The organism is Pseudoduganella sp. R-34, from assembly GCF_049904655.1.
Taxonomy (GTDB): Bacteria; Pseudomonadota; Gammaproteobacteria; order Burkholderiales; family Burkholderiaceae_D; genus Rugamonas.
Window position 1 is genome coordinate 1,450,607 of sequence record NZ_CP184572.1, and the last position, 13,309, is coordinate 1,463,915.

Here is a 13,309-nt window from a genome sequence, read left to right on the forward strand (position 1 = left end):
GCACGAGATCATGAGCCAAGAACAAGCAGCACCTGCGGGTGCCGAGGCGTCCCTGCGCCATTCCAGCAGCTTCGACCTGCTGCGCAAGCGGCTGGCCGGCCAGGGCAAGTCCCTGCTGGAGAAAGCCACCGCGCTGAACGAAGCCAGGCTGGCCGAATTCGGCCGCGAAGAGATGGCGCTGCGGGCCCGCACTCGCGCCCGCACCGACAACAACTGCACCGCACGCGACCTGGTGCTGGTCGGCGACGTGCTGCTGTTTGGCTATAACGTCTTCATCGGCCTGCGCCAGGAAACCCGGGTGGCGGACGTCTTCGCGCTGTACCGCCTGCGCCAGGACGGCGCCGAAGTGGAGCTCGACCCGCTGGCGCTGGACGGCAGCTTCCTGGCCGACCCGCGCTTCGTGGCCGAATTCAAGGAACTGTATAACTACTACCGCAACGCCCAGCTGGTGCAGTTGCGCCTCAACCAGGGCAAGCTGCTGGCCGCCTTCAAGATCGGCGAGCGCCAGAGCGACCTGCGCGTGTTCCGCTGGCAGCTGGACGAGCAGGGCGCGGCCACCTACATCGACAACCGCGGCGAACGCGATATCGCCTTGCCGCCGCCGCATGATTTCGAGTGGACCGCCACCACGCGCGACCAGCACGTGGTGGGCCAGCACCCGCACGTCAACGTGCTCGACACCCTGTTCGTGGAAACGGTGGGCGGCGACCTGACGGTCAAGATCGAGAACAACACGGAAACGGGACTGGGCATCCACAGCGAGCCGGTCGACGATCCCAACCAGTCGCTCAGCGACGCCGAAATCGCCTATGCCGCGCTCGGCGACTTGATCCTGCTGCGCATCCGGCCCTACCGCGAAACGCAGGTGCGCTACCTGGTGTATTCGCGCCTGAGCCAGCAGGTGCAGCGGGTCGACAGCATCGGCGCCTCCTGCGTGCAGCTGCCGGAAGACCACGGCATCGTGTTCCCCGGCGGCGTGATCCTGCAGGGCGGCGAGTCGCGCCTGTTCTCCGGCCTGCCGGACGGCCTGCAATTCGAGCGCCGCGTGCTGGCGCCGAACGGCGAAGATGTGCTGTACGTCTTCTACGAAGTGGTCAGCGGCACCTATGTCCTGCTGACCTACAACCTGATCAACAAGACCCTGTCGCAGCCGCTGGTAGCGCACGGCTACGCGCGCTATGCCGATGGCAGCATGCTGCTGTTTACCGCCGAGAGCGAGGAGCCGACCCGCAACCACCCGATGCAGTGGTGGCAGACGCCGTTCCTGAGCGAGGAATTTGCCGCCCGCGCCGCCCCGCGCCAGGGGTTCTTCGGCAAGATCGGCAACCGCGAGCTGGTGCGCGGGCTGTCCGAGCTGTATTCGATCGGGCGCATGGTGCGCGAGCAGGGCGAGGCCGGCGGCGATGCGCTCCCAGGCCGCGCCGTTTATGAAAGCCTGCTGCGCCAGTGCCGCCGGGTGGCCGACGCCTTCCACTGGCTCGGCGCGCCCGAAGCCAAGGGCGTCGGCGCCGACCTGGGCGGCCTGTCCGAGGTGGCCAATGCCACCATGGACGAATTCGACAAGGTCGCGGCAATCCAGCGCGAGGCCGCGCGCGTGCTGCAGCAGGCAGCGCAGGAACAGCGCCAACTGCTGGCGGAAACGGCAAGCCGGCTGTGGCAGTCGCCCACCGAATTCATCGAAGCCCTGGAACAGATCCGCCTTGCGCGCGGCCGCCTGGCGACGCTGAAGGAGCAGCGCTACATGGACGTGGCGCACCTGGCCGAATTGGACAGCGAGCTTGGCGCGGAAGAGGCCCGCGTGGGCGAGCGCACCGTGCAGTTCTTGTCGCAGGCCAATGCCTTCGCCAAGCTGGAAGCGGAACTGGCGAAACAGCGCGAACAGCTGCCGCAACTGGGCACCACGGCCGAACTGGCGCCGCTGAACGAAGCCCTGGACCGCACCGCCCGCAGCCTGGACGGCTTGAACGAGTTGCTTGGCACCCTGGCGGTCGGCGACGCCACCTTGCGCACCCAGATCCTGACGGCCATCTCGCGCCTGTACGCAGGCGTCAACCAGCTGCGCGCCGAAGTGCGACAGCGCCGCAAGCAGCTGTCGCAGGCAGAGTCGGCGTCCGAATTCGCCGCCCAGTTCCAGTTATTCAGCCAATCGGTGGAAAGCAGCCTGGAACAGGCCGACACGCCGGAGCGCTGCGACGAATTGCTCACCCGCCTGCTGGCCCAGCTGGAAACCCTGGAAGGGCAGTTCGCCGAACAGGAAGATTACCTGGCCGAGATTGCGCACAAGCGCGAAGCCGTGTACGAAGCGATGGAAGGGCGCAAGCAGTCGCTGCTCGATGCGCGTGCACGCCGCGTGCAGGCCATCGGCGATGCCGCCCGCCGCATCCTGGCCGGCGTGCCCAAGCGCCTGGCCCAGTTCAGCGAGCCGGCCCAGATGGAAGCGTATTTCGCTTCCGATGCCCTGCTGGGCAAGCTGAAGGCCAGTATCGAAGAATTGCGCAAGCTGGGCAACGCGGTCGCGGCCGACGACTTGAGCGGGCAGCTGAAAAGCCTGCGCGAACAGGGCCAGCGTGCGTTGCGCGACCAGAATGAACTGGTGACCGGCAATGTCATCAAGCTGGGACGCCACGACTTCACCGTCAACCGGCAAGCGCTGGAGCTGGCCATCGTGCCCCACCAGGGCGGGCTGGCTTTCCACCTGGCCGGTACTGACTACTACGCGCCGCTGCAGGACGAGCGCCTGGACGCCCTGCGCCCATGGTGGTCGCAGGAGACCCTGGCCGAGACGGCGCAGGTGTACCGCGCCGAATACCTGGCCTACCAGTTCGTGCTCGCCGTGCGCGCCGGCACGGCCGGCATCGACTGGCAGCAATTGCAGGAAGCGCTGGCGCAGCCGGACAACGCGGTGCTGGACGAACACGTGCGCCGCTTCGCCGCGCCGCGTTATCACGAGGGCTACCAGAAAGGCCTGCACGACCACGACGCCGCCGCCATCCTGCGCCAGCTGGTCCCGCTGTGGGAAGGCGCCGGGCTGCTGCGATTCAGCCCGCTGGGTCGCGCCGTCGCGCTGCTGTACTGGACCGACGTGAATGCCTCGCCAGCCTCACAGTCGCTGCGCCACCAGGCGGAACAGGCCGAGTTGATGCGCCGCCATTTCAATAGCGAACGCCTGTGGGACAAGTTGGCGGTGCAAGTCGAGCAGTCGCTGGAGCGTTTCCTCGAGGCCGAACAGCTCGACATCGACGCCTGGCTCGATCACGGCAGCGAAACCCGGGCCCTGCTGCTGCAGCAGGCCGCGCGCTACCTGCTGTCCGAGCTTGGCACGCCCGCTGGCGCCGACCAGCCCTGGCTGCTTAGCCGGACCGGCAGCGAACTGGCCAGCGGCCTGTCCCAGCACCTTGCTCGCCACAATATCGCCGCGCCCTGGCAGGCGCCTGCCTTGTCGTGGCGCGAACGCTGGACGCTGGCCACCGAATGGCTGCACGGTTACGCGAGCCAGCATGGCCACGAATTGTCGCTGCTGCCCGAGGCGGCCGCCAGCCTGCTGTGCAACCTGCCGCGCCGCGTGGTGCAGGCCAGCGTCGACGCCCATGTCGCCGGACTGCTTGGCGAGCATGCCCGCATCGACAACCGGACGCTCAAGCTGCAGCTGAACGACTTCCTGCGCCGCCTCGAACATCACGAGGCCGTGGTGGTGCCTGCCTTCCGCTCGCTGCAGCAATTGCGCCAGCAACTGGCGCAAGAGGAAAACGCCCGCCTGCGCCTGGACCAGTTCCGGGCCAAGCCGCTGTCCAGCTTCTTCCGCAACCGCCTGATCGACGAAGCCTACCTGCCGCTGGTCGGCGACAACCTGGCAAAGCAGATCGGCGCCGCCGGCGACCAGCGCCGCACCGACTCGATGGGCATGCTGTTGCTGATTTCCCCGCCCGGCTACGGCAAGACCACGCTGATGGAATACCTGGGCGAGCGCCTTGGCATGATCTTCGTGCGCATCAATTGCCCGGTTCTCGGCCATAACGTCACCTCGCTCGACCCGGCCCTGGCCAGCAACAGTGCCGCCCGCATGGAACTGGAAAAGCTCAATCTCGGCCTGGCGATGGGCAACAACGTGATGCTGTACCTGGACGACATCCAGCACACCAATCCCGAGTTCCTGCAGAAGTTCATCGCCCTGGCCGACGGCACGCGCCGCATCGAGGGCGTGTGGCGCGGCGAGAGCCGCAGCTACGACCTGCGCGGCAAGCGCTTCGCCGTCGTCATGGCGGGCAATCCGTACACCGAGTCCGGCGACGTGTTCAAGATTCCGGACATGCTGGCCAACCGCGCCGACATCTACAACCTGGGCGACGTGTTGAGCGGGCGCGAAGAATTGTTTGCCCTCTCGTACATCGAGAACGCACTGGTGGCGCATCCGGAATTGCAGCCGCTCGCTTCGCGCGACCCGCAGGACCTGTACCTGCTGGTGCGCATGTCGCAGGGCGAGCCGGTGGCGGCATCGGAACTCAAGCATGCCTACACCTCGCAGGAGATCGACCAGATCTGCGCGGTCCTGCAACGCCTGTCCAAGGTGCGCAATGCGCTGATGAAGGTGAACCTGGCCTACATCGCGTCGGCCGCGCAGGACGACGCCTACCGCAGCGAGCCGCCGTTCAAGCTGCAGGGCAGCTACCGCAACATGGCCAAGCTGGCGCCCAAGGTGTCGGCCCTGATGCACGACGCCGAACTGGATGCGCTGCTGCGTGACCACTACCGCGGCGAGGCGCAGACCCTGACCACCGGCGCCGAAGAGAACCTGCTGCGACTGGCGCACTTGCTGGGCCAGCCGACCGGCGCGGAACAGGCCCGCTGGAACGAATTGGTGGAGGAATTCGTCCGCCTGCGCAAGAACGGCGGGCAGGCGGATGGCGAAACGCGGGTGGCAGATTACCTGGCCGAAATCGGCGCCGGCATCGCCGCCCTCGGAGGCCGCATGGCGCCGCAGGTCCAGGTGCACGTGCCGGAACAGGAGCGGCTGCACGAACTGCTGCAGCGCCTGGCCGACAGCTATGAAAAGGTCCTGCTGCCCATGATGAGCGCAATGAACTACAAGATGCGGCTCGACCACGGCATCTGGGACGAGGTGCGGGCCACCAGTTCCATCGTGAAGGACATGGAGCACCGCCTGCGCTACCGGGGCAAGAAGGGCCCGCCGCCACCCAAGCAGCAGCGCGAGCCGGCTATTGAGCCGCCGGCCGACTGAGGCCTTGCATCACCCGGCGTACAGCGCCTGATGGCTGGCGCGCAGCACGTGCTTCTGGATCTTGCCGGTGGAGGTCATCGGCAAGTTGTCCACGATGGCGATGTGCTTGGGAATTTCGAAGCCGGCCAGCGTGCCGCGGCAATGCTCGCGCAGGCTGTCGGCGTCCGCCGCCTGGCCGGGCTTGAGGCAGACGAAAGCAGTCACGGCTTCGATCCATTCCTGGTGCGGCAGGCCGACCACCGCTGCCACGGCCACGGCGGGGTGGCCGAGCAGCGCCTCTTCCACGCGGATGGCAGGGACATTCTCGCCGCCGGTCTTGATCATGTCCTTCAGCCGGCCCTTGAAGTGCAAGTAGCCGTCCTCGTCCCACATGCCCAGGTCGCCGGTATGGTGCCAGCCGAAGCGGCGCGTGGCCGCCGTGGCTTCGGGATCCTTGAAGTAACCCAGCATGGCATTGGGGCCGCGGTGCACGATTTCGCCGATCTCCCCCTTGCCGAGCAGGCGTCCGTCGGCATCCATGATGGCGGTGTCGTTGACGGGCGTCGCTTGCCCCCAGCAATTGCCGGTGCGGTGCTGCTGGTCGGGCGGGAAGTAGACTGTCATCGGGAACATCTCGGTCTGGCCGCTGCCCAGCGCGAAATGCGGGCAGAAATCCTGCATCAGGCGCCGCAGCAGCTCCGGCGCCATCGGCGCCATGGCGTAGATGGCCAGGCGCAGCGCGGACAAGTCGTGCCCGGCGCGCGAAGGGTGCATCAGCATGGCACCGTACATGGCCGGCAGGGCTGCCACCAGCGTGACACGGTCGCGCGCCAGCGTGGCCAGCACGGCGGCCGGATCGAAGCCGCGCGAGATCGAGATGGCGGCGCCGCATGCCAGCCCCGCTGCGGCCATGCTGAACTGGGCGCAATGGAACAGTGGCAGGATCGCCGACAGTACGTCCTGCTGCACGATCGATACAGTCACCGCGTTCGACATCACGGCCGCCAGCACCGAACGGTGCGAGTGCATGGCGCCCTTGGGGTTGCCGGTGGTGCCGCTGGTGTACATGATCAGCGCCAGGGCATTCTCGTCGAGCGCCAGTTCGGCGGCGGTGCCCGGTTGGCCTGCGATCGCTTGCGCCAGCGTGCCGTCGCCGCTGTCGGCCCCCGTCGCGCAGCGCAGAAGCGGCAGGCCAAGCGCGGGAAGAGCGGCGTTCCAGGCGGGGTGTGCAGCCAGTTGGCCATCCACCACCATCAGGCGCGCTTCGGCGTGCCGCACAATATAGGCCACCTCCGTCGGGGATAGCATGGCGTTGATCGGCACCCACACCATGCCTGCCTTCAGGATGCCGAATGCAGCCACCACGAACTCCATCGAATTGGGACTCAGCATGGCCACCTTGTCGCCCGGCTGCAGGCCGCTGGAAAGCAGGTAGTGTGCGAGGCGGTTGCTGTCCTCGTCCAGCTGGGCATAGCTCATTCGCTTGCTGCCTTCCAGCAGTGCCGTCGCCGCGCCGTTGCGGCGCGCGCTGCGGGAAACCAGCCTGCCAAGGGTGTCCTGCATGCGCTCATTCATTGCCAGCCTCCACGAATAAATCGATCATTGGCTCAACGCCCGGCGTCACCAGGTATTGGGAGAAGTCGGTGATGCCGCCGGCGCGCAGCACTTCCTCGTCGATGAAGAAATTGCCGTTGGTCGAGCGGCTGTCGCGCGTCAGGATCTGGTGCGCCGCATCGGCCATGATCTCCGGCTTGCGGCCGTATTGGCCGCCGCCGGGCAGGGCCACGTTGAGGGCGGCCGTGGCGATAATGGTGCGCGGCCATAGCGCATTCACGCCGATTCCATCCTCGGCCAGCTGGGCCGCCAGGCCATGCACGATCATGCTCATCGCGTATTTCGACGTGGTGTAGGCGGCGTGACGCGCGAACCATTTCGGATTCATGTCGATCGGCGGCGACAGCGTCAGGATGTGCGGGTTGCTCGATTGCTGCAGGTGCTCGATGCAGTGCTTGGCGCAGACAAAGGTACCGCGCACGTTGATGTCCATCATCAGGTCGTAGCGCTTCATCGAGGTGTTCTGCGCGTTGGTAAGGCTGATGGCGCTGGCGTTGTTGACCAGGATGTCAATGCCGCCGAATTCGGCGACGCCTTTTTCGATAGCCGCAACGACCTGCTCCTCTTCCCGGATATCGACCGCCAGCGGCAGCGCCTTGCCGCCTGCCGCGCGGATCTCCTCCGCGGCGGAGTAAATGGTCCCTGGCAGGCGCGGATCGGGTTCGGTCGTCTTCGCCGCGATGATCACGTTCGCGCCATCGCGCGCCGCGCGCAAGGCGATGGCTTTGCCGATGCCGCGGCTCGCGCCGGTGATGAACAGGGTCTTGCCTTGCAGTGTATTCATGGCTTCTCCGTCAATGTGTGATCTCCAGCAGCAGCTGCCCGGTCGCCACCTGCATGCCGAGCGCGGCGCCGAGCGTGGCAACCGTCCCGTCACGGCTTGCCAGCAGGCTGTGCTCCATCTTCATCGCCTCCAGGGCCAGCAGCGGCTGGCCGGCGCTGACTTTCTCGCCTTGAACGACATGCAGCGCGACCACGCGGCCGCTCATGGGCGCTTCGATACGGCCGTCGTCGGCGCCATTGCCGGCAACGCGCGGTTGCGCGTCGCACAGGTCGTGCAGCGTATGCTCGATGCCGTCCAGCAGGAAGTACAGCCCGGCGCCGTCGGCGGCGAAATGCAGCGTGGCGGGCTGGCCATCGAGCGACAGCTGCAGCGTGCCGGCGGAGGCCTCTGCGATTTCGACGCGCGCAGGTGTGGCGCCAGCACTGGATTCAACGCGCCAGGCGGCTGGGCCGTTAGCGCTGGCATGGGCCCGCTGCGCGGCGCCGTCCAGCGTGAAGCGCAAAGGCTGGGCATAGGCTTGGCTGGAGCTCCAGCCGTGCAGCTCATCGGGGTAGCGGCGCACGTGGCGTTGCGAGCGGTGCCATGCCAGGAGGGCGCCTGCCGCCGGCAGGACGCGCGCCGGATCGGCTGCCGCCCCACGCTGGCCTGCCGGCAGATGCTGCGCGATAAAGCCGGTGCTGGCCTGGCCTGCCGCGAAGGCAGGATGCGCCACACATCTCGCGAGGAAAGCACGGTTGCTAGGAATGCCGAGCAGCACGCATTCGTCCAGCGCGCGGCGCAGCCGGAGCAAGGCGTCAGCGCGGTCGCGCCCATGGGCAACCAGCTTGGCCAGCATTGAGTCATAGTACGGCGGCACCCGCACACCGTCGGCCAGCGCGTGGTCGCAGCGCACGCCTGCCGGCGCGCTCCAGCGCAGCACCTTCCCGCTTTGCGGCAGGAAGTCCTGTGCCGGGTCTTCCGCGCATAGCCGCACTTCAATGGCATGGCCGCCAACCGCTCGCCGCGCGTCGAGCTCGGCCTGCGTCAAAGGCAGCGGCGCACCCGCCGCCGCCAGCAGCTGCCACTCCACCAGGTCGATGCCGGTGATCGCTTCCGTCACCGCATGCTCGACCTGTAGGCGGGTGTTCATTTCCATGAAATAAAACTCGCCGTCGCGGTCGAGCAGGAATTCCAGCGTGCCTGCGCCGACGTAGCCAATGGCGCGCGCAGCAGCCACGGCCACCGCGCCCATGCGCTCACGCAGCTCCGGCGATACGGCCGGCGAGGGCGATTCCTCGATCAGCTTCTGGTGCCGCCGCTGGACCGAACAATCGCGTTCCCCCATGTGCACCACGTTGCCATGGCTGTCGGCAAACACCTGGATTTCGATGTGGCGCGGCTCGATGACGGCGCGCTCGAGGATCACTTCCGCGCTGCCAAAGGCGTGCAGCGCCTCCGAGCGCGCCGATGCCAGCGCGGCGCCGAATGCGCCCGCCTCGTCCACCCGCCGCATGCCGCGCCCGCCGCCGCCGGCGGCTGCCTTGATCATCACCGGGTAGCCGATGCGGCGCGCTTCGGCGGCCATGCGCTGCTCCGTCTGGTCCTCGCCCTGGTAGCCCGGCACGCAGGGCACGCCAGCCTCCAGCATCAGCCGCTTGGCGCCGGCCTTGTTGCCCATCGCCCCGATCGCTGCGGACGGCGGGCCGATGAAGGCCAGCCCGGCATCGGCGCAGGCCTGCGCGAATTCGGCACTCTCGGCCAGGAAGCCGTAGCCGGGGTGTATGGCGCCGGCGCCGCTGGCCTTGGCCGCCGCCAGCAGCGTCGGGATGTTCAGGTAAGAATCGGCCGGTGCGGCGCCGCCGATGCGCAGCGCCGCGTGCGGGCCGTCGGCCGCGTCGATCGCGCAGTGCGGCGCGCCGGCATCGGCGTCGGAATACACCGCCACGCAGCGGTAGCCCATGCGCCGCGCCGTGCGCATCACGCGCAGCGCGATTTCGCCGCGGTTGGCGACCAGGATGGTGTCGAAGGCGTTCACGCTTTGCGACCCGGCAGGATGTCCATGTATTTGCAGATGATGCCCAGCATGACTTCGTCGGCGCCGCCGCCGATGGACGTCAGGCGTCCGTCGCGGTAGAACTGCGACACCGGGTTCTCCAGCGTGAAGCCCATGCCGCCCCAGAACTGCATGCAGCCGTCGGTGATCTGGCGCGCCAGGCGGCCCGCCTTCAGCTTGGCCATCGAGGCCAGCTCGGTGACGTCGGCGCCGCCGATATACATGCCGCAGGCGCGGTAGGTCAGGGCGCGCAGCGATTCGAGCTCGGTCTGCATTTCGGCCAGCTTGAAGTGCACCCACTGGTTGTCCAGCACGCTGGCGCCGAAGATCTTGCGCTCGCGCGTGTAGTCGATGGTGGCGTCGATGCAGTTCTGCATCTGCTGCACGATATTGGCCGCGCACCACAATCGCTCTTCCTGGAATTGCAGCATCTGGTAGGTGAAGCCCTTGTCTTCCTCGCCCACCAGGAAGCGCTGCGGCACCCGCACCTCGTCGAAGTGGATCAGGCCCGTGTCGGAGGAATTCATGCCGATCTTGCGGATCTTCTTGCCCACGCTGATGCCCGGCGTATCCATCGGCACGATGATCAGCGACTTGTTGCGGTGTGCCGGGCCGTCGCCGGTGATGGCGAGAAGGCACATCCAGTCCGCCTGCAGGCTGTTGGTGATCCACATCTTGCTGCCGTTGATGATGTAGTCGCCGCCGTCCTTGCGCGCCGTGGTGCGGATGGCCGCCACGTCGGAGCCGGCGCCCGGCTCCGATACGCCGACGCAGGCCACTGCCTCGCCGCTGATGGCCGGCGCCAGGAATTCGCGCCGCAGCGCGTCCGAGCCGAAGCGCGCCAGCGCCGGCGTCGCCATGTCGGTCTGCACGCCGATCGCCATCGGCACGCCGCCGCAGCGGATATGGCCCAGCGCTTCGGCCATCGCCATCGAATATGAATAGTCGAGGCCCAGGCCGCCGAATTCGACCGGCTTTGACACGCCCAGCATGCCCAGCGCGCCCAGCTTGCGGAACACCTCCTTGGCGGGGAAGATCTCCGCCGCCTCCCATTCGTCGACGAACGGGTTGATGTCGGTCTCGATGAAGCGTTTCAGGTTGCGCTGCAGTTCCAAGTGTTCGTGGCTGTATTCCATGGGGTCTCCAGTATTTATGGTCGGGCGATGCCGAATTGCACCGGCCGCAGCTCGCGCCGGCGCGCCTCGTCGCACACTGCCAGCACGCAGGCCAGCACCTTGCGCGTGTCGCGCGGATCGATGACGCCGTCGTCCAGCAGGCGTCCGGATGTCGTGAAAGCGTCGGTCTGGCGCTCGAAGGTGTCGATCACCTTTGCGCGCATGGCGGCAATGGCCGCATGGTCGACTTCCTGGCCCTTGCGCCGCATGCTGCCCTCCATCACGATGGCCATCGTGGCCGCGGCCTGCTCGGCGCCCATCACGGCGGTGCGCGCATTGGGCCAGCTGAAGCAGAAGTCCGGCATGAAGCCGCGCCCGGACATACCGTAGTTACCGGCGCCGAAAGAAGCGCCGCAATGCACGGTGATGCGTGGCACGTTGGCGTTGGCCAGCGCCTGGATCATCTTCGAGCCGTGCTTGATCATGCCGGCCTGTTCGTACGCCTTGCCGACCATGAAGCCGGTGGTGTTCTGCAGGAACACCAGCGGCGTGCCGGACTGGCAGCATAGCTGGATGAAGTGCGCCGCCTTGGTGGCGCCGGCCGGGTCCAGCGGGCCGTTGTTGGTGATGATGCCGACTGCCATGCCGCAGATGGCCGCATGGCCGGTCACGGTGGCCGCGCCGTAGCCGGGCTTGAATTCCAGGAAAGCCGAACCGTCAACGATGCGCGCGATGACTTCTCGCATATCGAGGGGCTTGCGCTGGTCACTGGGAGCGATGCCGAGCAGTTCAGCGGCGTCATAGAGTGGCGCTTGGTAGCCGCCGCCCGCCACGGCCGGCGCCGCAGCCCGGGGCGCGCCGCCATTCCAGCCCAGGCTGGCTACCAGTTCACGTGTGATGCGCAGCGCGTCGGCATCGTCCTCAGCCAGGTATTCGGCCAGCCCTGACACTGCGGCGTGCATCTGCGCGCCGCCCAGTTCTTCCTCGCTGGCGATTTCGCCGGTGGCTGCCTTCAGCAGCGGCGGCCCGGCCAGGAAAGCCTTGGCGCGCTCGCGCACCATCACCACGTAGTCGGAGAGGCCGGGCATGTAGGCGCCGCCCGCCGTGCTCGAGCCGTGCACCACGCTGATCACAGGCAGTCCCGCCGCAGACAGGCGCGCCAGCCAGTAAAAACCGCTGCCCCCATGGATGAAGGTTTCGACCTTGTAGTCCAGCAGGTTGGCGCCCGCGCATTCGACCAGGTGGATGAAGGGCAGCTTCTGCGCCAGCGCCACTTGCTGCAGGCGCTGGAACTTCTCTATCCCCATCGGCTGCACCGCACCGGCATCGATGCCCGAATCGTCGGCCACCACCATGCAGCGCACGCCGCCGACGAAGCCGATGCCGCCCACCAGGCCGCCGCCAGGCACCGAGCGTTCGGGATCTGGATGGTCCAGGCAGTAGCCGGCCAGCGTCGCCATTTCCAGGAATGGGGCGCCGGCATCAAGCAAGGCGCCCAGGCGCTCGCGCGGCAGCAGCTGGCCGCGCTTGGCGAACAGCGGCGCCGAGGCGGCCGACTTGTCGCGCGTGCGCGCCTCCAGTTCGCGCAGGCGCCCCAACTGCACTTGCAGCGCAGCGCTGTTGGCCTGGAAGGCTTCGCCCTGCGGCACGACGCGGCTCTCCAGCGCGGGCATTATTCGCCCTCCAGCACGCGCGGCGCGGCAGCCAGGTGGAAGCCGTTGAAGGCCGCTGTCGCCCCAGCCTGGCGCGGCCGAGGCATCGGCATGCCTGGCCGCACGTTGGGCCGGCCGCCGTCGACGCGCAAGGTGGCGCCGGTGATGAAGGCTGCCGCATCGGATAGCAGGAAGGCAATCGCCGCCGCCACTTCCGACTCGGTACCGAAACGGTGCAGTGGCACGGTGCGCGGAAAGGCGCGGATGGTGTCACGCATCTCCGGTGGATACTGGTCCATGCCTGAAGAAGCGATATAGCCCGGCGCCACGGCATTCACCCGCACCCCGTATTGCGCCCATTCGAAAGCCGCGGTCTCGGTCAGGCTCACCATGCCGGCGCGCGCCGCGCCCGAATGGCCCATATCGGGCATGCCGCCGAACATGTCGGCCACGATATTGACGATGGCGCCGCCATGTTCGGCCATGCTCTGGTTCAGGCATTCGCGCGCCAGCAGGAAGCCGCCGGTCAGGTTGGTCTGCACCACCGCCTCCCAGCCCTTTTGCGAAATCTCGCGCAGCGGCGCTGGGAACTGGCCGCCTGCATTGTTGACCAGGCCATGAACCAGGCCATGCTCGGCCACCACCGTAGCCACCAGTTCGCGCACCGCTTCTTCGCTGCGGATATTGCAGCTGTAGCCGTAGGCCGCGCCGCCTGCGCGGGCGATTTCGGCACGAACGGCATCGAGCTTGGCCGAATCCCGCCCCACCAGCAGCACGCGCGCCCCCAGCGCCGCCAGCTCATGCGACGCACAGCGCCCGATGCCGCTGCCGCCGCCCGTCACGACAATGGTGCGGCCCTCGAACAGGCCGGGTTTGAAGATCGATTGATACATTCAG

The 13,309-nt window shown here is 67.5% G+C and carries 7 protein-coding genes; 1 reads left to right on the forward strand and 6 read right to left on the reverse strand.

The genetic code is table 11. From position 1 onward, the window contains the following. Window positions 1-10: 10 nt before the first annotated feature. Entirely contained in the window at window positions 11-5,236 is a 5,226-nt protein-coding gene (locus tag ACN9MW_RS06770; protein ID WP_426168959.1) for a DNA repair ATPase, read from the forward strand. Window positions 5,237-5,245: 9 nt separating this feature from the next. Here the strand turns inward: ACN9MW_RS06770 and ACN9MW_RS06775 are convergent, their stop codons facing one another. From ACN9MW_RS06775 to ACN9MW_RS06800, 6 genes are read right to left on the reverse strand one after another with little or no spacing between them, the layout of a single operon-like run. After that, window positions 5,246-6,790, reverse strand: a complete 1,545-nt coding sequence (locus ACN9MW_RS06775; RefSeq protein WP_426168961.1) for a class I adenylate-forming enzyme family protein — start codon at window positions 6,788-6,790, stop codon at window positions 5,246-5,248. Then, a complete protein-coding gene (locus ACN9MW_RS06780) occupies window positions 6,783-7,613 on the reverse strand; it encodes an SDR family oxidoreductase (RefSeq protein WP_426168964.1) in 831 nt (276 codons plus the stop codon). Before ACN9MW_RS06780 ends, ACN9MW_RS06775 begins: the two co-directional genes overlap by 8 nt. A gap of 10 nt (window positions 7,614-7,623) precedes the next feature. After that, window positions 7,624-9,570 (reverse strand): biotin carboxylase N-terminal domain-containing protein, encoded by a 1,947-nt coding sequence (locus ACN9MW_RS06785; RefSeq protein ID WP_426172131.1) that lies wholly within the window; start codon window positions 9,568-9,570, stop codon window positions 7,624-7,626. A 53-nt stretch (window positions 9,571-9,623) separates the two neighbouring features. Then, on the reverse strand, window positions 9,624-10,781 hold the full coding sequence (locus ACN9MW_RS06790) for an acyl-CoA dehydrogenase family protein (RefSeq protein ID WP_426168966.1): 1,158 nt from the start codon (window positions 10,779-10,781) through the stop codon (window positions 9,624-9,626). Between the two features lie 14 nt (window positions 10,782-10,795). Then, complete coding sequence (locus tag ACN9MW_RS06795; protein WP_426168969.1) at window positions 10,796-12,433, reverse strand: acyl-CoA carboxylase subunit beta; 1,638 nt, start codon at window positions 12,431-12,433, stop codon at window positions 10,796-10,798. Then, window positions 12,433-13,305, reverse strand: a complete 873-nt coding sequence (locus tag ACN9MW_RS06800) for an SDR family oxidoreductase (RefSeq protein WP_426168971.1) — start codon at window positions 13,303-13,305, stop codon at window positions 12,433-12,435. Before ACN9MW_RS06800 ends, ACN9MW_RS06795 begins: the two co-directional genes overlap by 1 nt. Window positions 13,306-13,309: the final 4 nt, after the last annotated feature.